This window comes from Niveispirillum fermenti (genome assembly GCF_048066175.1).
In the GTDB taxonomy this organism is placed as follows: Bacteria; Pseudomonadota; Alphaproteobacteria; order Azospirillales; family Azospirillaceae; genus Niveispirillum; species Niveispirillum fermenti.
In genome coordinates, this window is the sequence record NZ_JBLTXA010000003.1 from 208,180 (window position 1) to 230,344 (window position 22,165).

Genomic DNA, 22,165 nt, shown 5'->3' on the forward strand with positions numbered 1-22,165 from the left:
GGTTCATCCGAACCGGCCTGGATGTGTTGTAACCGGGCGGAACAGCCTTGTGGCTGTCCTGTCCCCTGTTGGAGGCGAACCGTGGATCGTTCACAGAAGGAAGCAACGATCGCGGCCCTTAATCTTGAGCTGCAGTCGGCAGCCCTCGTCGTCGTGACCAAGCAGTCCGGCATGACGGTGGCTGAAGTTACCGACCTGCGCCGCAAGATGCGGGCCGCGGGCGCGAGCTACAAAGTGACCAAGAACCGGCTCGCCGTCATCGCCCTCAAGGGCACGCAGTTCGAGGGCACCGAGGGCCTGTTCAAGGGCCCGACCGCCATTGCCTGGTCCAAGGACCCGGTTGCGGCGGCCAAGGTTGCCACCGATTACGCCAAGGCCAACGACAAGTTCAAGATCGTTGGTGGCGGCCTCGGCGCCGTTCAGCTGGACGCTTCGGGCATCGAAGCCCTGTCCAAGCTGCCGTCGCTGGACGAACTGCGCGCGTCCCTGCTCGGCATGATCCAGACCCCGGCGACCCGTGTCGCTGGTGTTCTGCAAGCGCCGGGTGGCCAAGTGGCCCGCGTTCTCGCGGCCTATGCCAAGAAGGACGAGGCGGCCTGAGCCGCATCCTCTCATACTCACATCTAGTGTCCCTAGGAGACCATCATGTCCAAGCTCGAAAAGCTGGTTGAAGAACTGTCCGCCCTGACCGTCATCGAGGCGGCCGAACTGTCCAAGCTGCTGGAAGAGAAGTGGGGCGTTTCCGCCGCTGCTCCGGTTGCTGTTGCCGCTGCTCCGGCCGCCGCTGCCACTGCCGCCCCGGTCGAAGAGCAGACCGAGTTCACCGTTGAGCTGCTGGACGGCGGCGACAAGAAGATCAACGTGATCAAGGAAGTCCGCGCCATCACCAACCTCGGCCTGAAGGAAGCCAAGGACCTGGTCGAGGGTGCGCCGAAGGTCGTCAAGGAAGGCGTGTCGAAGGACGAAGCTGCCAAGCTCAAGAAGCAGCTCGAAGACGCCGGCGCGAAGGTCGCCGTCAAGTAATAGTGGCGCTCGTCGCTGCATAGGAGGGCGCTGGACGGTGGTCCCCCGGAAGTGGGGGCCGCCGCCCGGCGTCGTCTGTCTTTTCTGAACCGGAACGTTCCGCTATCATGGCGGGCTTTTCCGGCAAGGGACCTTGAGGGTTCCGGAAAGGGTAGGGGTTCTCCCTGTCCGATCCGGAAAAAGTGAGGCAAATCCTGGCTTCTACCGGCAGCGGAAGCGGGAGGCGCCGATACTGACGACGCGGTTCGGCGACAATCCCGACGGGATTTGCGCTCGCGTCGATTCGTGTTTTGGGGCACCGGGTAGCAGGCCCGGGGTTCCAATGTTGGGCATTGACCAGAGCGCGCACTGCACCGGGCGAGTTCACGAGAGGCACTCTATGGCCAAGTCGTTCACGGGACGTAAGCGTATCCGCAAGAGCTTCGGGCGTATCCCCGAGGTGACCCGCATGCCGAACCTGATCGAGGTTCAGCGCAGCTCCTACGACCACTTCCTGCAAATGGATGTGGTGCCGGAGAAGCGGGCGGTCCTCGGTCTCCAGGAAGTCTTCAAGTCGGTCTTCCCGATCAAGGACTTCTCCGAGCGCGCCGTGCTGGACTTCGTCCGGTACGAGCTTGAGCAGCCGAAATATGATGTCGAGGAATGCCAGCAGCGCGGTATGACCTTCGCCGCCCCGCTGAAGGTGACACTGCGCCTCACCGTGTTCGACATTGATGAGGATACCGGTCTGCGGTCGATCCGCGACATCAAGGAGCAGGACGTCTACATGGGCGACATGCCCCTGATGACGGCGAACGGCACCTTCATCATCAATGGCACCGAGCGCGTGATCGTCAGCCAGATGCACCGCAGCCCCGGTGTGTTCTTCGACCACGACAAGGGCAAGACCCACAGCTCGGGCAAGTACCTGTTCGCTGCCCGCGTGATCCCCTATCGCGGCTCGTGGCTGGATTTCGAGTTCGATGCCAAGGACATTGTCTATGTCCGCATCGACCGTCGCCGCAAGCTGCCGGCCACCACGCTGCTTTATGCGCTGGACGGCACCGAGACCGAGGAACTGCGCGCGCAGCGCCGGGGCCAGGGCAAGGACCTGCTGCCCTATGAAGCGCAGGGCATGACCAAGGAGGAGATCCTTGGCGGCTTCTACGCGACCGTGAATTACACCCGCGCCGGTGCCGGCTGGAAGACCGCGTTCGAGCCCGAGCGCCTGAAGGGTCAGAAGCTGGTCAACGACCTGATCGATGCCCGGACGGGCGAGGTTCTGGCCCAGCGCGAGACCAAGATGACCCCGCGCGTGCTGAAGCGCCTGGTCGAGCAGGGCTTGACGGAGGTTTCCGCCTCGGTCGAGGAGATCGTCGGCCGTTATCTGGCCGTCGACATCATCGACGAGAAGACGGGCGAGGTCCTGTACGAGGCCGGTGACGAGATCAGCGGCGCCGCGCTGGACCGGCTGGAGAAGCTGGGCGTCCAGGACCTGCCGGTCCTGGCCATCGACCATCTGAATGTCGGTCCCTATATCCGCAACACCATGGCTGCGGACCGCAATGCGAGCCGCGAGGACGCGCTGGTCGACATCTATCGTGTGATGCGTCCGGGCGAGCCGCCGACGCTGGAAAGTGCCGAGGCGCTGTTCCAGGGCCTGTTCTTCGACCAGGAGCGCTATGACCTGTCGGCCGTGGGCCGCGTGAAGATGAACGCCCGTCTCGGTTTCGAGACGGACGATCAGATGCGCGTGCTCCGCAAGGAAGACATCCTGAAGATCCTGAAGATCCTGGTGGAACTGAAGGATGGCCGCGGCGAGATCGACGATATCGACCATCTGGGCAATCGTCGCGTCCGCTCCGTCGGTGAGCTGATGGAAAACCAGTACCGCGTCGGCCTGCTGCGCATGGAGCGCGCCATCCGCGAGCGCATGAGCTCGGTGGAGATCGACACGGTCATGCCGCATGACCTGATCAACGCCAAGCCGGCCGCCGCCGCCGTGCGTGAATTCTTCGGCTCCTCGCAGCTGTCGCAGTTCATGGACCAGACCAATCCGCTGTCCGAGATCACGCACAAGCGTCGTCTCTCGGCCCTGGGGCCGGGCGGTCTGACCCGCGAGCGCGCCGGCTTCGAAGTCCGCGACGTGCATCCGACCCACTATGGCCGCATCTGCCCGATTGAGACGCCGGAAGGCCCGAATATCGGTCTGATCAACAGCCTGGCCACCTATGCCCGCGTCAATCAGTACGGCTTCATCGAGAGCCCGTACCGCAAGGTCGTGGACCAGAAGGTGACGTCGGAAGTGGTCTACCTGTCGGCCATGGAAGAGGGCCGCTACATGGTGGCCCAGGCCAACGCGCCGCTGCATGATGATGGGCGCTTCGCCGAGCCGCTGGTGTCCTGCCGCAAGGGCGGGGAATATCTGCTGGCGCGGCCCGACATGATCGACCTGATCGACGTGTCGCCCAAGCAGGTCGTGTCCGTCGCCGCGGCGCTGATCCCGTTCCTTGAGAATGACGACGCCAACCGCGCGCTGATGGGCTCCAACATGCAGCGCCAGGCCGTGCCGCTGATCAAGGCGGACAGCCCGCTGGTCGGTACCGGCATGGAAGCCACGGTTGCCCGTGACAGTGGCGTGACCATCGTGGCCCGCCGCGCCGGCATCGTCGACCAGGTGGATGCCACCCGTATCGTGGTCCGTGCGACCGAGGATACGGATCCGGCCGCTCCCGGTGTCGACATCTACAACCTGCTGAAGTTCCAGCGTTCCAACCAGAACACCTGCATCAATCAGAAGCCGCTGGTGAAGGTGGGCGATCGGGTGATCAAGGGCGATATCATCGCCGATGGTCCCTCGACCGACCTGGGCGAGCTGGCCCTGGGCCGGAACGTGCTGGTGGCGTTCATGCCCTGGAACGGCTACAACTTCGAAGACTCGATCCTGATCTCCGAGCGGATCGTGCGCGATGACGTCTTCACCTCGATCCATATCGAGGAGTTCGAGGTCATGGCCCGCGATACCAAGCTGGGCCAGGAGGAAATCACCCGCGACATTCCGAATGTCGGCGAAGAGGCTCTGAAGAACCTCGACGAGGCCGGCATTGTCTATATCGGCGCCGAAGTCCGTCCGGGCGACATCCTGGTCGGCAAGGTGACGCCGAAGGGCGAAAGCCCGATGACGCCGGAAGAGAAGCTGCTGCGCGCCATCTTCGGCGAAAAGGCGTCTGACGTGCGTGACACGTCCCTGCGTCTGCCGCCGGGCGTGGTCGGTACGGTCGTGGAAGTGCGCGTGTTCAGCCGTCGCGGTGTCGACAAGGACGAGCGCGCGCTGGCCATCGAACGGGCCGAGATCGAGAAGCTGGCCAAGGATCGCGACGACGAGAAGGGCATCCTGGAGCGTTCCTTCTACACTCGTCTGAAGGAACTGCTGATCGGTCAGACCGTCGTGTCGGGCCCCAAGGGCCTGCGCGGTGGCGAGGTGATCAATGCCGAGCTGTTGTCGGGCCTGACCCGCGGCCAGTGGCGCCACATCTCCGTTGCCGAGGACGGGGTGATGGAGTTCATCGAGCAGACCGGCAAGGTGTTCGATGAGAGCGTTCAGCGCCTGCAGGAGAAGTTCGAGAACAAGGTCGAGAAGCTGCAGCGCGGCGACGAGCTGCCGCCCGGCGTGATGAAGATGGTCAAGGTCTTCGTGGCTGTTAAGCGCAAGCTGCAGCCCGGCGACAAGATGGCCGGTCGTCACGGCAACAAGGGCGTCATCAGCCGCATCACCCCGATCGAAGACATGCCGTACCTGGAAGATGGCCGGAATGTCGATATCGTGCTGAACCCGCTGGGTGTGCCGTCGCGCATGAATGTCGGTCAGATCCTGGAAACCCATCTGGGTTGGGCTGCTGCCGGTCTGGGGCGCCAGATCGGTGAGATGCTGGACAAGATGCGGGCCCAGGCCACCGATGCGGCCATCAAATCCAAGACCCTGGATGAGTTGCGGGCCCGCCTGCGCCACATCTATGGCGAGGATGTCTGGGGCAACGACATCTCCGACATGGGCGACGCCGAGCTGATCGAACTGGCCAACAACCTGCGTCGCGGCATTCCCTTTGCCACGCCCGTCTTCGACGGCGCGCGCGAGGAGGACATCTGCCGCATGCTGGAAGATGCCGGCATCGACCGTTCGGGCCAGATGCAGCTGATCGACGGCCGCACCGGTGAGCCGTTCGATCGTCGCGTGACGGTCGGCTACATCTACATGCTCAAGCTGCACCATCTGGTCGACGACAAGATCCACGCCCGCTCCATCGGCCCCTACAGCCTGGTCACCCAGCAGCCGCTGGGCGGTAAGGCCCAGTTCGGTGGCCAGCGCTTCGGTGAAATGGAAGTGTGGGCATTGGAAGCCTATGGCGCCGCCTATACCTTGCAGGAAATGCTGACGGTGAAGTCGGACGACGTGTCCGGCCGTACCAAGGTCTACGAGGCCATCGTCCGCGGCGACGATAATTTCGAGGCCGGCATTCCCGAAAGCTTCAACGTTCTGGTCAAGGAACTGCGTTCTCTGGGCCTGAATGTCGAGCTGAACGAGCGCGACTACTAAGGGCCGGACAGGTCGGCGCCCGGCGGGTCACCGCCCGCCGGGCGCTCTCAATCGTTTGACGAAGCCACACCCCCAGGGGAGACGGCACATGAATACCGAATTGATGAACATCTTCGGCACCCCGCAGGGGCCGCAGAGCTTCGACCAGATCCGCATCTCGATCGCCAGCCCGGAGCGCATCCGCTCCTGGTCGTTCGGCGAGATCAAGAAGCCCGAGACGATCAACTACCGGACCTTCAAGCCGGAGCGCGACGGCCTGTTCTGCGCCCGCATCTTCGGCCCGATCAAGGATTACGAGTGCTTGTGCGGCAAGTACAAGCGCATGAAGTATCGCGGCATCATCTGCGAGAAGTGCGGCGTGGAAGTGACCTTGTCCAAGGTCCGCCGCGAGCGCATGGGCCATATCGAACTGGCCTCGCCCGTTGCCCATATCTGGTTCCTGAAGTCGCTGCCGTCCCGCATCGGCCTGTTGCTGGACAACACGCTGAAGGATCTGGAGCGCATCCTTTACTTCGAGAACTATGTCGTCATCGAACCCGGCTTGACTGAGCTGAAGCAGGGTCAGTTGCTGTCCGAAGACGAGCTGATCGACTTCCAGGACAAGTACGGCGAGGACACTTTCACCGCCAAGATCGGTGCCGAGGCCCTGAAGGACATGCTGTCCTCCCTGGACCTCATCTCCGAGAAGGCGAATTGCCGCGACGATCTGCGCGAGACCGCCAGCGAGGCCAAGCGCAAGAAGCTCGTCAAGCGTCTGAAGATGCTGGAAAGCTTCCTGGGCGAGCCGGTCGAGGTGGAAGATGTCGCCGCTTATGAGCGGTTCGAAGGCTACAAGGAGCGCGTCGAGCATGCCGATGCGCCGACCATCTACAAGACCTATCCCGAGGCGACCCGTCCGGAATGGATGATCCTGGAAGTCGTTCCGGTCATCCCGCCCGAACTGCGCCCGCTGGTCCCCCTGGATGGCGGCCGTTTCGCGACGTCGGATCTGAACGATCTGTACCGCCGCGTGATCAACCGCAATAACCGTCTGAAGCGCCTGATCGAGCTGAAGGCCCCGGACATCATCGTCCGCAACGAAAAGCGCATGCTGCAGGAAGCTGTGGACGCGCTGTTCGACAATGGCCGTCGCGGTCGCGTCATCACCGGCGCCAACAAGCGTCCGCTGAAATCCATCAGCGACATGCTGAAGGGCAAGCAGGGCCGCTTCCGTCAGAACCTGCTGGGCAAGCGCGTCGACTATTCTGGCCGTTCGGTCATCGTCGTGGGTCCGGAACTGAAGCTGCACCAGTGCGGCCTGCCGAAGAAGATGGCGCTTGAGCTGTTCAAGCCCTTCATCTACGCCAAGCTGGAACTGTACGGTCTGGCCAGCACCATCAAGGCCGCCAAGCGGATGGTGGAAAAGGAGCGTCCGGAGGTCTGGGACATCCTGGAAGAGGTCATCCGCGAGCATCCCGTGATGCTGAACCGCGCGCCGACCCTGCACCGCCTGGGCATCCAGGCGTTCGAGCCGACGCTGATCGAAGGCAAGGCCATCCAGCTTCACCCGCTGGTCTGCACCGCGTTCAACGCCGATTTCGACGGCGACCAGATGGCCGTTCACGTGCCCCTGAGCCTTGAGGCCCAGTTGGAAGCGCGCGTCCTGATGATGTCGACGAACAACATCCTGTCGCCCGCGTCGGGCCGTCCCATCATCGTCCCGTCCCAGGATATCATCCTGGGTCTGTACTACATCACGATGGAACTGCCGGGTGCCGTGGGCGAAGGCATGGCCTTCGGTTCGATTGGCGAGATTGAGCATGCGCTGGCGGCCAAGGCCGTGACGCTGCATTCCAAGATCCAGGCCCGCTACCACACGGTGGACAGCGAGGGCAATCCGATCACCACCCGCGTGACGGCCACCCCCGGCCGCATGCTGCTGTCGGAGATCCTGCCCCGTCATCCGGCCATCAAGTTCGACCTGATCAACCGCCTTCTGACCAAGAAGGAAATCGGCAACATCATCGACGTCGTCTACCGCCATTGCGGTCAGAAGGAGACGGTGATCTTCGCCGACCGGATGATGCGTCTGGGCTTCACGAACGCCTTCAAGGCCGGCATCTCCTTCGGCAAGGATGACATGGTCATCCCGGCCGAGAAGGAGACGCTGATCGCCGAGGCGCAGGATCGCGTCAAGGAGTTCGAGCAGCAATATCTGGACGGCCTGATCACCCAGGGCGAAAAGTACAACAAGGTCGTCGACGTCTGGTCGGAAACCACCGAAAAGGTGGCGACTGCCATGATGAAGGTGATCGAGCAGCCGCGCCCCGGCTACGGCGTGAACTCGGTCTACATGATGGCACATTCCGGTGCGCGTGGGTCGCCGGCCCAGATCAAGCAGCTTGCTGGTATGCGCGGCCTGATGGCCAAGCCGTCGGGTGAGATCATCGAGACGCCGATCATCTCCAACTTCAAGGAAGGCCTGACCGTTCTGGAGTATTTCAACTCCACCCACGGTGCCCGTAAGGGTCTGGCCGACACCGCCTTGAAGACGGCGAACTCCGGTTACCTCACCCGCCGTCTGGTGGACGTGGCGCAGGACGCCATCATCACCGAGACGGATTGCGGTACGAAGAATGGCCTGACCGTGAAGGCGGTGATCGATGGCGGCGATGTCATCGTTCCGCTGTCGGAGCGTATCCTGGGCCGCACCTCGACCGTCGATCTAGTCAACCCGCTGACGGGCGAGATGATCGTGCCGGCCGGCGAACTGATCACCGAGCGGGAGATCGAACTGGTCGACCGCGCCGGCATCGACACGGTCCATATCCGTTCCGTGCTGACCTGCGAAACGCAGGATGGCGTGTGCGCCCACTGCTATGGCCGGGACCTGGCCCGTGGCACGCGGGTGAACATGGGCGAGGCCGTGGGCGTCATCGCCGCCCAGTCGATCGGCGAGCCCGGCACGCAGCTCACCATGCGCACCTTCCACATCGGTGGTGCGGCGCAGCGCGGTGCCGAGCAAAGCTTCATCGAGGCGACGCTGGATGCCAAGGTCGTGGTCCGCAACCGCAACTTGGTGCTCAACAGTGACGGCGTGCCCGTCGTGATGGGCCGCAACTGCGAACTGGCGCTGCTGGACGAGCAGGGCCGCGAGCGCGCCAAGCATCGCGTGCCCTATGGTGCCAAGCTGCACAAGGCGCTGGCCGTGGATGGGGCCCCCATCCAGCGCGGCGACCGTCTGGCGGAATGGGACCCGTATACCCTGCCGATCCTGACTGAAAAGGAAGGTACCGCCACCTATGTCGACCTGGTGGAGGGTGTGTCCGTCCGCGAGGTCATGGACGAGGCGACGGGTATCTCGGCCAAGGTGGTGGTGGATTGGCGTCAGCAGCCGCGTGGTGCGGACCTGCGTCCGCGCATCGCACTGCTGGGCGAGAATGGCGAGGTCGTGAAACTGCCGAACGGCACCGAAGCCCGCTATTTCATGAGCGTCGATGCCATCCTGTCGGTGGAGAATGGCGCGAAGGTCCGGGCCGGTGACGTGCTGGCCCGTATCCCGCGCGAAAGCTCCAAGACCCGCGACATCACGGGCGGTCTGCCGCGCGTGGCGGAGCTGTTCGAAGCCCGCCGCCCGAAGGACTTCGCGATCATCGCGGAGATCGAGGGCCGGGTGGAGTTCGGCAAGGACTACAAGACCAAGCGCCGCATCGTCGTGAAGAGCGATGAGACGGGGGAAGAGCGTGAGTACCTGATCCCGAAGGGCAAGCACATCTCCGTTCAGGAGGGTGACTATGTCCAGAAGGGCGACAGCCTGATGGATGGCAGCCCCGTGCCGCACGACATCCTGTCTGTGATGGGTGTCGAGGCGCTGGCCAACTATCTCATCAACGAGATCCAGGACGTCTATCGTCTGCAGGGCGTGAAGATCAACGACAAGCATATTGAAGTGATCGTCCGCCAGATGCTGCAGAAGATCGAGGTTTCCGATCCGGGTGACACCACCCTGCTGATCGGCGACCAGGTGGATCGCGTCGAGTTCGAGCAGGAGAACCGCGCCGTTCAGCAGCGGATCAAGGAAGGCGAGCAGGATCTGCGGTTCGCGCAGGGCAAGCCGGTGCTTCAGGGCATCACCAAGGCCAGCCTGCAGACCCGTTCCTTCATCTCTGCCGCGTCGTTCCAGGAAACGACCCGCGTCCTGACGGAAGCCGCCGTCCAGGGCAAGGTCGATAATCTGGAAGGCCTGAAGGAGAACGTGATCGTCGGTCGTCTGATCCCGGCGGGTACGGGCTCCGTCGTCAATCGCCTGAAGGCGATTGCGGCCGAGCGCGACCGGGCCATGCAACTGGGTGAGAACCCGGATGACGCGCCCGCCCTGCCGCCGGAAGCGGCGGAGTAAGGCCGCGCTGCCCGTCAGGCATCGCATGAATGGGTTAGGGCCGCTCCGGAAACGGGGCGGCCTTTTCCTTTTGAACATCGCCATGGGATTCCGATATATCGGAACAGTCCGGAAGTGATTCGCCACGAATGCCGAAAATCCGTCCCGAAACCAGCCATGGTGGAGGGGGCAACCCGCAGAGGGGGGAGGCGGCTGGTTCCCTCTGCCAGCATCGGGTTGTCGGGATGGCGTTGCCGGTCACCGTCATGGCGGCTGCCGGAAACCAGCGTCACCGCTGGAACCCGGCAGTGTCTGGCATGTGAATTTTCACCTGTGACTATTCCAGTAATCGGCGCCCATCACCTGGCACGGTCATGGACAGGGCAGTAACCGGTCGGGTTGTCCAAGAGGTCGTTGACAGGAAAGGGTGATGTCATCACAAGTTAGCCGGTCTGATATCCCGACAGGCTACCGCATCGCCTGGAAGTCCGTCCGGCAGGCAACGGCGCGGGGGGTGGGCCGGAGGGGGAGCCATGACAATGCCTAAGACCGCGCGCTATCTCGGCTTCGCCTTCGCGAACTCCGATCTGCTGCTTGAGGTTGATTTGGGGGGACGGATCACCTTCCTGGCCGGCGCGGTCCAGGCGCTGACCGGGCGGACCGACGATAATGTCAGGGGGCTGGCGCTGCGTGATCTGCTGTCCGATGCCGACGCGCGTCTGGCATTACGCCTGTTGACCGATCTGGGCGAGAATGAGCGGCTGGAGCCGCGCCTGATCCATCTGCGCCATCCGCTTTTGGGGGAAACCCCCTGTGTGATGGGCGCTTATCGCGTGTTGGGACGGGCGTCCATCAGCGTCACTTTTTCCCGTCTGGCGGGACGCGACGGCACACGCAGTTTCAAGCCGAGCGAATGCGACGTGGAAACCGGCCTGTCCAGCCAGGCCAGCTTCCAGAAATATCTTTCCGGCCTTGAGATGGGCGAGGGGGATTCCCGACATCTGACATTGATCCGTCTGGCCGAATTACGGGAAATGTGTGCCGAGCTGGTGCCGGCGCAGGCCAGTGAGTTGCTGGCCGAAATCGGTGCTGTTCTGCGCCAGCACGCACCGTCCGATGCGGCGGTGGCCCGGCTCGGACCCGACCGGTTCGGCATGCTGCACACCGAGGACGTGGTGTCGGAGATCCGTGGGGAGATCGATGATGTTGTCCGGGCGCTGGTGCCGGACAGCAACGGTACGACCATCGATATCCAGACGCTGGACACAGAGGGTCTCGGCCTGTCGATGCCGGACCGGGTCCGCATCCTGCTGCATGTCGTCCGCCGCTTTGCCGAGAAGGGGCTGGTCAGCTTCGATCCGCAGGGCGGCCGGCCGCTGGTCACGTCGCTGGTGCAGGAAACGGTGCAGCAGATGCTGTCCTTGCGCGATGACCTGCTGGCCAAGCGCATCGGCCTCGCCTATCAACCCATCATCGATTTGCGCACCGGCCGGACACATCACGTGGAAGCCCTTGCCCGCAAGCCGGATGGTACGTCCTATGCCCCCGGCATTGCCTTTGCCGAGCAGGTGGGCGTGGTGGCTGATTTCGACTTGTTCGTCTGCCGCAAGGTGCTGCACGATCTGGAGAAGGCACCGGCCGGCCACCGTGTCGCCGTCAATCTGTCGGGCCATTCGATCGGCAGCGACCTGTTCGTTCAGGCGCTTGTGGAGATGTTGCGGGCCCGCCCGGTGGAAGCTGCCCGGGTGCTGTTCGAACTGACGGAAACGGTGGGTTTGAAGGACCTGCCGCGGGCCGGGAGGATCATTGCCGACCTGCGGGGGGCGGGCCACGCGGTCTGCCTGGATGATTTCGGGGCGGGGGTGGCGTCGTTCCCCTATTTGCGCGACATGAAGTTCGACTATGTGAAGCTGGACGGTTCCTATATCCGCAATCTGGGTCGCAGCGAACGGGATGATGCCATCCTGGGCAGCATGATGGGCCTGTGTCGCCGGCTGAAGGTGAAGACCATCGCCGAGCATGTCGAGACGGTGGAGCAGGCCGTCCGGTTGCGCAGCCTGCGCTGTGATCTGGCGCAGGGCTGGCTGTTTGGCGCCGGGACCAACCGGCTGGAATATCAGCAGTTCGACATCAACAAGTTGAACCAGCCCGGCCAGTGGCACTCGCAGTTGCGCGTGCAGTAGCGGCCGGAGGGGCAGGCGGCCGCGTCCGGGGGACGGCGGCCGATCGCGTCTGAGGCAGTGCGCATGACGAGGGGGCTTTTTACCCTTGGCAACCCATTGCCTGCCCCCTCATACTATTTTACGGTAATCAGAACCTATTGGTTCTGATTACCGCCCTCAATTGCCGGCGCCAACATTCGTTGGCTTGGCTGCGCCGCACGAGCGGTGCTGTGGCGGTCGCCGCCGAACCAACTTGCGATGAGTTCTACTCATCGCAAGTTGGTATAAATAGCCGGCAATGGGAAATTCGTTCAGGGCAGGAGACGGGCAATGGCCGCGCGCAGTCGATTGGGTGGCAGGGTTGGCCTGCTCTTCGCGGCCCTTGCCGGCGCTGGGGCGGCGAGCCTCATGGGGTCGCTGTTGCGGTCACTGCCGGGGGCGGCCGCCATCGCGGCGGATAATCCCGTGATTTTCATCGTGGCGCCCCTGCCCATCGGTGCATTGGTGGCCGTGCTGCACATCTATTGGCTGCGCCGTGTGCTTGCGGCTTCGGCTGCCGCCGGCACTCCGGCCGATACCCCGCCCGCGCCCGCGCGGACCCTCGTGCCGCCTGCCGACGCGGCCAGCGGCGGCAGCCCGCCGCGTTGGCGGCCTGTGATCCGCAACTGAAGCAGAAAAGATGAACCGGACGCAGTTGACCCTGGCGCTGGATGATATGGATCGGCTTTATCCCAATGTCCTGCAGCCGGCCTATCGGGATCAGGTGCTGGGCGTCGGGCGATCCTTTCCGCCCGTGGGGCGGACGGCGAAACGTCTGGCGACATTGCTGCATGCCCATCGCGGCTGCAAGCTGGACCAGGTGAATGAGCCTGTCTTGGCGGAGGTGCGGCGCCTGCATGACGAATTGCGGGAGGGCGCGCAGCGCCTGCTGGCGGCAAAGGTATGGATCGGCGACGAATGATACCAACGTGCGATGAGTTGAACTCGTCCCACGTTGGTCCGGCGGCGACCGCCGACGTACCGCTCGTGCGGCGGCTGAGGGCGGTGATCAGAACCAAATAGTATGATACCCGCGGCAGAAAATCCTGACCGATGGTCAAGATTTTCTGCCGCGGGCATGATTGTGGCTCTGCACCCCGACGGGCGCGCGGCCGTCAGCCCCCGAACAGGACCTGATGCATCAGCCGACCTGGCAGCAGGGTGAAGGCGCCTGTGATGAGCAGGGCCAGCAGGTACAGCCGTATCATGGTGCGCCTATGCCGGGCGATATCGCCGCGCCGGGCCAGCCGGACCCCCTGCCACAAGGTGACCAGAACCAGCACGGCCAGCAGATGGATGGGGCTGAACGGGCCGATCATCCGCAATTCGTGAATACCGAAAGCGGACAGGGCGACCAGCGCCATGCCCCCCACCCAGAAACGGCCCAGCAGCCGGTGACTGCCCGTGCCCTTGGGCAGAGCGAACTGAAGCCCGCCCGCCAGGATGGCGGCAAGGGCCAGGATCGTGTGAAACTGGATCAGCCAGGACGCGCTGAGGAACAGGTCGAGACCGTGCATGGTTCCGGACTCCATCATGGCGGGATCAGCGGATGATGCTGCCCCAAAGGTCGTACTCGTCCGCTTCCTCGATCTTCACGCGAACCATGTCGCCCGGCTTCACCTTGAACTCATCATTCAGGTAGACGGCACCATCGATCTCCGGCGCGTCGGCCCAGGAACGCCCGATGGCCCCCTCGGCATCCACTTCGTCGATCAGCACGTCCATCTCGCGGCCGATCTTGGCGGCGAAGCGCCTGGCGCTGATTTCCTGCTGATGCGCCATCAGGCGGTTCCAGCGCTCCTCCTGGACTTCCCGAGCGACGGCACCGGGAAGCGCGTTCGCGGGAGCGCCGTCCACCGGCTCGTACTTGAAGCAGCCCAGCCGGTCGATCTGCGCTTCGGTCAGCCAATCCAGCAGATACTGGAAATCCTGTTCCGTTTCCCCGGGGAATCCGACGATGAAGGTAGACCGCAGGGTCAGGTCGGGGCAGCCCTGGCGCCACATCTTGATCCGGTCCAGCACCTTGTCGGTATTTGCCGGCCGCTTCATGGCCTTCAGCACGTTGGGGGCGGCATGCTGGAAGGGGATGTCCAGATAGGGCAGGACCTTGCCATCGGCCATCAGGCTGATCACCTCATCCACGTGGGGATAGGGGTAGACATAATGCAGGCGGATCCAGGCGCCCAGGTCACCCAGCTCGCGGGCCAGATCGATGAATTTCGCGCGGACCTGCCGGCCCTTCCACTTGGCTTCGGCGTAGCGGGTATCCATGCCGTAGGCGGAGGTGTCCTGGCTGACCACCAGGATTTCCTTCACGCCGGCCTTCACCAGGGCCTCGGCTTCCGCCAGAACCATGTTGGCGGGACGGGAAACCAGATCGCCGCGGATGGATGGGATGATGCAGAAGGTGCAGCGATTGTTGCAGCCCTCGGAAATCTTCAGATAGGCGTAATGGCGCGGCGTCAGGCGCAGTCCCTGCGGCGGCACGACGTCCAGATAGGGATCATGGCGCGGCGGCACCACCTCATGCACGGCACTGACCACCTGCTCATACTGGTGCGGACCGGTGACGGCCAGCACGTTGGGATGGGACCGGCGGATCAGGCCCTCTTCCTTGCCCAGGCAGCCCGTGACGATGACCTTGCCGTTTTCCTTGATGGCTTCCCCGATGGCCTCCAGGCTTTCTGCCTTGGCACTGTCCAGGAAGCCGCAGGTATTAACCAGCACGACATCGGCTCCGTCATAGGAACCGGAAATCTCATACCCCTCCGACCGCAGCTTGGTCAGGATGCGTTCACTGTCCACCAGTGCCTTGGGACAGCCGAGGGAGACGATACCGACCTTGGGCGCGGCGGCGGGGGCATGGGCAAGCTTGGTCATGGCAACGGGTCCTTGAAAACAAGCGGCCTATATAAGGCCGGACGCGCGCGCAGGCCAGTAGGGCCGCAAGCATGGCGGGGTGGCGATAACCGGCGCAAACGGCGGCTGGACGCGATTCGGGCCATGATAGCCTTCCAATCCGGCGGCCGGGATGGTCGAAGGGCCATCGCCATCCAGATGCCGCCGATCCGAAAGGGACGGGCATGGAGGCTTTCCTTGTCCGGGGCAAGGGCGGATGATCTGTCCGATCAGGCGCGGATGGCGACTGTTGGATTATCGAAACGATCCAAGGTCTGAAAGCCGGGACCCCGCTGGAGAGCGTGGGCGTGACCATCTCCATGGCGCACATTCATGAGGATGTGGAACCGGCGACGCCCGGGGGATGGTGACCACCGGAGGCCGGGGGCAATCCCGTGGCGCCTCCCAGCCCTGCGGACTCCGGAGGGCCAGGATGCGCGGGAAACGGGGCGGAAGCCCTAGGGTCGCGCTTGACGGGGTGGGGTCAGGTCCCTATAGTCCGCCAACCTATTTCGGGGGGGCAGGCTGTAGCCCGCCCTCGTGGCGTCTAGACGCTGTCCCCAATGTTGGTACTGCGCTCCGCGATTGACGGTGCGGCCAGCTCCAAGGAACCCTCCCGGAACAGTCGATAGCCGCACCCGAGTCCTTGTTCGGACGGCGTATGGAAATCTCCCGCACGGAGCTTGACGCTTCGTATGCGGGTCTTTTTCGTCCGTTGTCTGTCGGAATGCTGGTGCGACCGGTTTGGAATGACATCCCCGGACGGGGATTTGAGAAAAGGCGAAGGGCGTTCATGCCGACGATCAGTCAGTTGATCCGCAAGCCGCGGGCTCCGTTGGTGGCCCGGGACAAGGTGCCGGCCCTGCAGGAATGCCCGCAGAAGCGTGGCGTCTGCACCCGTGTCTACACCACCACCCCGAAGAAGCCGAACTCGGCGCTTCGTAAGGTCGCCCGCGTGCGCCTGACGAACGGCTACGAAGTCATCAGCTACATCCCCGGCGAGGGTCACAACCTCCAGGAACACTCGGTTGTCATGATCCGTGGTGGCCGTGTGAAGGATCTTCCGGGTGTGCGTTACCACATCATCCGCGGCACGCTCGATACGCAGGGCGTGAAGGACCGCAAGCAGCGTCGTTCCAAGTACGGCGCGAAGCGGCCCAAGTAAGGAGAGCGAGCAATGTCCCGTCGTCGTAAAGCCGACAAGCGCGAAGTTCTGCCCGACGCCAAGTTCGGCGATATCGTGCTGACGAAGTTCATGAACTGCCTGATGTACGACGGCAAGAAGTCGGTGGCCGAATCCATCGTCTATGGCGCCCTGGATCGCATCGAGGTGAAGACCAAGCAGGACGCCCTGCAGCTCTTCCATGACGCCCTGAACAATGTCCGTCCGTATCTGGAAGTCCGCTCCCGCCGCGTCGGTGGTGCGACCTACCAGGTGCCGGTGGAAGTGCGTACCGATCGTGCGCAGGCCCTGGCGATCCGCTGGATCATCGGTGCGGCCCGCAACCGTTCGGAAAACACCATGACCGAGCGTCTGTCGGGTGAGTTGCTGGATGCCGCGCAGCAGCGTGGTACGGCTGTGAAGAAGCGTGAAGACACGCATCGCATGGCCGAAGCCAACAAGGCCTTCTCGCACTACCGCTGGTAAGTTCGTCAAGAACCACGCATGGCGGAAGTTCCACTCATGGCCCGTTCCCATCCCATCCACTCCTATCGGAATATCGGCATTGCCGCGCATATCGATGCCGGCAAGACGACGACGACGGAGCGGATTCTCTATTACACGGGGAAGTCCTATCGCATCGGCGAGGTCGATCACGGCACCGCCACGATGGACTGGATGGAGCAGGAACAGGAGCGGGGCATCACCATCACGTCGGCAGCGACGACCTGCTTCTGGAAAGATCACCGCATTAATATCATCGACACGCCTGGGCACGTCGACTTCACCATTGAGGTCGAACGCTCCCTGCGGGTGCTGGATGGTGCGGTGGCCCTGTTTGATGCCGTGTCGGGTGTCGAACCCCAGTCGGAGACGGTGTGGCGGCAGGCGGACAAGTACCGTGTGCCGCGCATCTGCTTCGTGAACAAGATGGACCGTGCTGGCGCGGACCTTCTTGCCACGGTCGGGATGATCCGGGAAAGGCTTGGCGCCAATCCCGTTCTCCTGCAGCTCCCGCTGGGGTTGGAGGCCGGGTTCAGGGGTGTCATCGACCTGATCGCCATGAAGGCGGTCATCTGGGCCGATGACATGCTGGGCGCCCGCTTCGATCACGCGGACGTGCCCGCCGATCTGCTCGACGAGGCCAAGCGCTGGCGCGCAAGGCTGGTGGAGCAGGCGGTCGAACTGGACGAGGCGGCGACGGATGCCTTCCTTTCCGGCGATGAGCCGGACGAGGAGGGGCTTCGCCGTCTGATCCGCAAGGGTACGCTCGGGCTGAAGCTGGTCCCGGTGCTGTGTGGTTCGGCGTTCAAGAACAAGGGCGTTCAGCCACTTCTGGATGCTGTCATCGATTATCTGCCGTCGCCGGCCGATGTCGGCGATGTGGTGGGAACGACCCCGTCAGGGGATCCGGCCAGCCGGCCGGCCAATGACGAGGCGCCGTTTTCCGCCCTGGCGTTCAAGGTGATGAACGATCCGTTTGTCGGGTCATTGACCTTCGCCCGTATCTATTCCGGCACTTTGCGTCAGGACGCCATGATGGTGAACCCAGGCAAGAAGCTGGAAGAGACGGCTGGCCGCATGCTCCTGATGCATGCCAACAGCCGGGAGGAGATCGGGGAGGCGTTTGCAGGTGACATCGTCGCCTTCGCCTCCCTTGAGGGGACGACGACGGGGGATACGCTGTGTGATCCGGCCCATCCGATCCTGTTGGAGCGGATGGAGTTTCCCGAGCCGGTGATCGAGGTGGTGGTCGAGCCGCGCACGCAGCCCGATCATGACCGGATGGCGGTGGCGCTTGGCCGTCTGGCGGCCGAGGACCCGTCGTTCCGGATCGGCCGCGATCCTGAATCGGGGCAGGTGATCCTGCGGGGCATGGGTGAACTCCATCTGGAGATCATCGTGGACCGCATGCGGCGGGAATTCCGGGTGGAAGCGGCGGTCGGCACTCCGAAGGTGGCCTACCGGGAGACCGTGACCGCGCGGGGCGAGGCCGATTATACCTATCGGCGCCAGATCGGTGCCGTTGGCCATTTCGCCCGCGTCAAGCTGGCGATCATGCCGGCGGTGGCGGGACAGGGGCTGGTATTCGTGAATGATCCGGCGGCCGAAGCGCTGCCAAAGGAATTCGTCACGGGCGTGCAGAAGGGGCTTGAGGCCGCCAGAACCTCGGGGATCGTCGCCGGATATCCGGTGGTCGATATCCGGGTGGAACTGGTCGATGGCGCCTTCCACGATGTGGAGAGCTCTGCGCAGGCGTTTGAAATCGCGGCGCGGGCGGCATTGCGGGAAGGGCTGGCCAAGGCTCGCCCCGTCCTGCTGGAGCCTGTGATGAAGGTCGAGGTGGTGACCCCGGACGAATATCTGGGGGACATCATCGGCGACCTGAACAGTCGCCGGGGGCAGATCCTGGGCATCGACCAGCGGGGCAATGCCCGGGTGATCGATGCGAAGGTGCCGCTGGCGACGATGTTTGGTTACGTGAACACGCTCCGGTCCGTCAGTCAGGGCCGGGCACAGTACTCGATGCAGTTTGAACGTTATGAACAGGCGCCGCACGCCATTGCGGAGGAACTCCGCAGCAAAGTGGCTTGAACCGGTCGTCAACCGATTGAAATGAGGACGGAACATCATGGCTAAGGCAAAGTTTGAGCGCACGAAGCCGCACTGCAACATCGGCACGATCGGCCACGTCGACCATGGCAAGACGTCGCTGACGGCCGCCATCACGAAGGTGCTGGCTGAAAAGGGCGGCGCGACCTTCACCGCCTACGATCAGATCGACAAGGCGCCGGAAGAGAAGGCCCGCGGCATCACGATCTCGACCGCTCACGTTGAGTACGAGACGGACAACCGCCACTATGCCCACGTGGACTGCCCGGGCCACGCCGACTATGTGAAGAACATGATCACGGGTGCGGCGCAGATGGACGGCGCGATCCTGGTGTGCTCGGCCGCCGACGGCCCGATGCCGCAGACGCGCGAGCACATCCTGCTGGCCCGTCAGGTCGGCGTGCCGGCGCTGGTGGTGTTCCTGAACAAGATGGACCTGGCCGATCCGGACCTGGTCGAGCTGGTTGAGCTGGAGCTGCGCGAGCTGCTGTCCTCCTACGGCTTCCCGGGCGACGATATTCCGATCGTGAAGGGTTCGGCGGTCTGCGCGCTGAACGACACGCAGCCGGAGATCGGCCGCGAGGCGATCCTGGCGCTGATGGCCGAGGTGGACAAGTACATCCCGCAGCCGGAGCGTCCGATCGACCGGCCGTTCCTGATGCCGATCGAAGACGTGTTCTCGATCTCGGGCCGTGGCACCGTGGTGACGGGCCGCGTCGAGAAGGGCATCGTCAAGGTGGGTGAGGAAGTCGAGATCGTCGGCCTGAAGGCCACGGTGAAGACGACCGTGACGGGCGTCGAGATGTTCCGCAAGCTGCTGGACCAGGGCCAGGCTGGCGACAATATCGGTGCGCTGCTGCGCGGCACGAAGCGTGAGGACGTGGAGCGCGGCCAGGTTCTGGCCAAGCCGGGCTCGATCACCCCGCACACGGACTTCGAGGCCGAGACCTACATCCTGACCAAGGAAGAGGGCGGCCGTCACACCCCGTTCTTCGCCAACTACCGTCCGCAGTTCTACTTCCGTACCACGGACGTGACCGGCTCGGTGACCCTGCCGGAAGGCACGGAGATGGTGATGCCGGGCGACAACATCCGCATCGGCGTCAAGCTGATCGCCCCCATCGCCATGGACGAAGGCCTGCGCTTCGCCATCCGCGAGGGCGGCCGCACCGTCGGCGCCGGCGTCGTGTCGAAGATCGTCAAGTAAGCCTATCGCTTCGACGCATCACAGCAATGTGGTGGGGCCGGCCCGAAAGTACTTGGGGCCGGCCCACTCTTTGGGTATAAACCCTGCTCTTTTTGGGGTCTAGGACATGGACAATCAGAATATCCGGATCCGCCTTAAGGCGTTTGATCATCGCGTGCTCGACCAGAGCACCAGCGAGATCGTCAACACCGCGAAGCGGACCGGTGCGCGCGTCCGCGGTCCGATTCCGCTGCCCACGCAGCTGGAGAAGTTCACGGTGAACCGCAGCCCGCATATCGACAAGAAGTCGCGCGAGCAGTTCGAGATTCGCACCCACAAGCGCCTGCTGGACATCGTCGATCCGACGCCGCAGACGGTTGATGCGCTGATGAAGCTCGACCTGGCCGCCGGCGTCGATGTCGAGATCAAGCTGTAATCAGTTTTGGTGTGAGTACGGGACCTCTCCCGATCTGAGGATGTCCCGAGTGATGGAGAAAAACAGATGCGATCCGGATTGATCGCGCAGAAGGTCGGCATGACCCGCGTCTTCACCGACGAGGGTGAGAGCGTGCCGGTGACTGTGCTGAAGCTGGACCAGGTCCAGGTCGTCGCCCACAAGACGGAAGCGAAGGATGGCTACACCGCCCTCCAGCTCGGCGCCGTCAAGGCCAAGGTGAAGAACGTCGCCAAGGCCCAGCGTGAGGTGTTCGCCCGGGCCAAGGTCGAGCCGAAGAAGAAGCTCGTCGAGTTCCGCGTGGCTCCCGCCAACCTGATCGAGGTTGGTGCCGAGCTGACCGCGGATCATTTCGTTGCCGGCCAGTTCGTGGACGTGCAGGGCACGACCCTGGGTAAGGGTTTTGCCGGCGGTATGAAGCGCTGGAATTTCGGCGGTCTGCGGGCGACCCACGGCGTGTCCGTGTCGCACCGCTCCATCGGTTCGACCGGTGGCCGTCAGGATCCGGGTAAGACCTTCAAGAACAAGAAGATGCCCGGTCATCTGGGCTCTGAGACCGTCACCGTCCAGAACCTGAAGGTCGTGTCGGTCGACGCCGAGCGCGGTCTGATCCTGGTCAAGGGTGCCGTCCCGGGCCATGAGGGCGCCTTCGTCCTCGTCAAGGACGCCGTCAAGAAGAAGCTGCCCGAGGGCGTGCCGTTCCCCGGTGCCTTCCGTGCTCCGGCTGCTGAAGCTGTCGCGGCGGAGGGCTGATAAATGAAGACGTCCATCAAGAACCTGAACAACGAGACCGTCGGCGAGATCGAGCTGTCGGAAGCCGTGTTCGGCCTGCCGGCCCGCCAGGACATCCTGGCTCGCATGGTGCTGTGGCAGCTCGCCAAGCGCCGCGCCGGCACGCACAAGACCAAGGGGATCTCCGAGATCTCCGGCACCACGAAGAAGCCGTGGCGTCAGAAGGGCACCGGCCGCGCCCGTCAGGGTTCCGTCCGTTCGCCGCAGTTCCGCGGCGGTGCGCGCATTTTCGGGCCGGTCGTTCGTTCCCACGAGCATGACCTGACCAAGAAGGTTCGCAAGCTGGCCCTGAAGACCGCCCTGTCGGTCAAGGCCGCCGAGGGCAAGCTGGTCGTGCTGGAAGCTGCGAAGACCGATAGCCACAAGACCAAGGCGCTGTTCGGCCAGCTCCAGGCCCTCGGCCTGAAGTCGGCTCTGATCATCGACGGCGCCAATGTCGACGTGAACTTTGCCCGTGCCGCCGGCAATATTCCGCACATCGACGTGCTGCCGGAACAGGGCGCCAACGTGTACGACATCCTGCGCAAGGACGTTCTCGTCCTGACGCGCAACGCGGTCGAGCAGCTGGAGGCTCGCCTGAAATGAGCACGAGCAAGAAGACCATCATCTCGGCCGAGCGCATGTACGATCTGATCGTCGCGCCCGTGATCACCGAGAAGGCCACCATGGGCTCCGAGCATAACCAGGTCACCTTCAAGGTGCGCCTGGATGCGAAGAAGCCCGAAATCAAGGCCGCGATCGAAGGCCTGTTCAAGGTGAAGGTCACGGCGGTGAACACCGTCGTGGTCAAGGGGAAGACCAAGCGCTTCCGTGGGACGATCGGTCGCCGGTCGGACTACAAGAAGGCCGTGGTCACCCTCGCCGAGGGCAGCTCCATCGACGTGACCACCGGCGTGTGAGGGTAGA

17 protein-coding genes are annotated in these 22,165 nt (G+C 63.7%); 15 read left to right on the forward strand and 2 right to left on the reverse strand.

From position 1 onward, the window contains the following. Positions 1-81: 81 nt before the first annotated feature. The 7 genes from rplJ (at position 82) to ACM9LZ_RS04500 (ending at position 13,076) form a co-directional block, all read left to right on the forward strand. The gene (gene rplJ / locus ACM9LZ_RS04470; RefSeq protein WP_416618146.1) at positions 82-600 is read left to right on the forward strand and encodes a 50S ribosomal protein L10; all 519 of its coding nucleotides are present in this window, start codon (positions 82-84) and stop codon (positions 598-600) included. 45 nt (positions 601-645) lie between these two features. After that, complete coding sequence (gene rplL, locus ACM9LZ_RS04475) at positions 646-1,023, forward strand: 50S ribosomal protein L7/L12 (RefSeq protein ID WP_416618147.1); 378 nt, start codon at positions 646-648, stop codon at positions 1,021-1,023. A gap of 379 nt (positions 1,024-1,402) precedes the next feature. After that, the gene (gene rpoB / locus ACM9LZ_RS04480) at positions 1,403-5,596 is read left to right on the forward strand and encodes a DNA-directed RNA polymerase subunit beta (protein ID WP_416618148.1); all 4,194 of its coding nucleotides are present in this window, start codon (positions 1,403-1,405) and stop codon (positions 5,594-5,596) included. A gap of 88 nt (positions 5,597-5,684) precedes the next feature. Next, a complete protein-coding gene (gene rpoC / locus ACM9LZ_RS04485; RefSeq protein WP_416618149.1) occupies positions 5,685-9,974 on the forward strand; it encodes a DNA-directed RNA polymerase subunit beta' in 4,290 nt (1,429 codons plus the stop codon). Between the two features lie 518 nt (positions 9,975-10,492). After that, entirely contained in the window at positions 10,493-12,136 is a 1,644-nt protein-coding gene (locus ACM9LZ_RS04490) for an EAL domain-containing protein (RefSeq protein ID WP_416618150.1), read from the forward strand. Between the two features lie 309 nt (positions 12,137-12,445). Further along, positions 12,446-12,784: a hypothetical protein gene (locus ACM9LZ_RS04495; RefSeq protein ID WP_416618151.1), complete on the forward strand. Its 339-nt coding sequence runs from the start codon at positions 12,446-12,448 to the stop codon at positions 12,782-12,784. 10 nt (positions 12,785-12,794) lie between these two features. After that, on the forward strand, positions 12,795-13,076 hold the full coding sequence (locus tag ACM9LZ_RS04500; RefSeq protein ID WP_416618152.1) for a hypothetical protein: 282 nt from the start codon (positions 12,795-12,797) through the stop codon (positions 13,074-13,076). 193 nt (positions 13,077-13,269) lie between these two features. On the opposite strand, the gene ACM9LZ_RS04505 is transcribed toward ACM9LZ_RS04500, so the two are convergent. Together ACM9LZ_RS04505 and rimO are read right to left on the reverse strand one after the other, a co-directional pair. Next, complete coding sequence (locus ACM9LZ_RS04505) at positions 13,270-13,671, reverse strand: DUF2306 domain-containing protein (RefSeq protein ID WP_416618153.1); 402 nt, start codon at positions 13,669-13,671, stop codon at positions 13,270-13,272. 25 nt (positions 13,672-13,696) lie between these two features. Then, positions 13,697-15,034 (reverse strand): 30S ribosomal protein S12 methylthiotransferase RimO, encoded by a 1,338-nt coding sequence (rimO, locus tag ACM9LZ_RS04510; RefSeq protein ID WP_416618154.1) that lies wholly within the window; start codon positions 15,032-15,034, stop codon positions 13,697-13,699. Between the two features lie 811 nt (positions 15,035-15,845). Here rimO and rpsL point away from each other — a divergent pair. The 8 genes from rpsL to ACM9LZ_RS04550 all read left to right on the forward strand — a co-directional run bounded on the left by rpsL (position 15,846) and on the right by ACM9LZ_RS04550 (position 22,158). Next, positions 15,846-16,217: a 30S ribosomal protein S12 gene (gene rpsL, locus ACM9LZ_RS04515; RefSeq protein WP_029013599.1), complete on the forward strand. Its 372-nt coding sequence runs from the start codon at positions 15,846-15,848 to the stop codon at positions 16,215-16,217. Positions 16,218-16,229: 12 nt separating this feature from the next. Beyond that, entirely contained in the window at positions 16,230-16,700 is a 471-nt protein-coding gene (gene rpsG, locus ACM9LZ_RS04520; RefSeq protein WP_416618155.1) for a 30S ribosomal protein S7, read from the forward strand. 36 nt (positions 16,701-16,736) lie between these two features. Beyond that, positions 16,737-18,809 carry an elongation factor G gene (gene fusA / locus ACM9LZ_RS04525; protein WP_416618156.1) on the forward strand — a complete coding sequence of 691 codons (2,073 nt, stop codon included), beginning with the start codon at positions 16,737-16,739 and terminating at the stop codon, positions 18,807-18,809. Between the two features lie 37 nt (positions 18,810-18,846). After that, positions 18,847-20,034, forward strand: coding sequence for an elongation factor Tu (gene tuf / locus ACM9LZ_RS04530; protein WP_416618142.1), 1,188 nt, complete (start codon positions 18,847-18,849; stop codon positions 20,032-20,034). 106 nt (positions 20,035-20,140) lie between these two features. Next, a complete protein-coding gene (gene rpsJ, locus ACM9LZ_RS04535) occupies positions 20,141-20,449 on the forward strand; it encodes a 30S ribosomal protein S10 (RefSeq protein ID WP_029013602.1) in 309 nt (102 codons plus the stop codon). A gap of 66 nt (positions 20,450-20,515) precedes the next feature. Beyond that, complete coding sequence (rplC, locus tag ACM9LZ_RS04540) at positions 20,516-21,220, forward strand: 50S ribosomal protein L3 (protein WP_416618157.1); 705 nt, start codon at positions 20,516-20,518, stop codon at positions 21,218-21,220. A gap of 3 nt (positions 21,221-21,223) precedes the next feature. After that, positions 21,224-21,844 carry a 50S ribosomal protein L4 gene (gene rplD / locus ACM9LZ_RS04545; protein ID WP_416618158.1) on the forward strand — a complete coding sequence of 207 codons (621 nt, stop codon included), beginning with the start codon at positions 21,224-21,226 and terminating at the stop codon, positions 21,842-21,844. Next, positions 21,841-22,158: a 50S ribosomal protein L23 gene (locus tag ACM9LZ_RS04550; protein ID WP_416618159.1), complete on the forward strand. Its 318-nt coding sequence runs from the start codon at positions 21,841-21,843 to the stop codon at positions 22,156-22,158. The genes rplD and ACM9LZ_RS04550 overlap by 4 nt, the downstream gene beginning before the upstream one ends. Positions 22,159-22,165 lie beyond the last annotated feature (7 nt).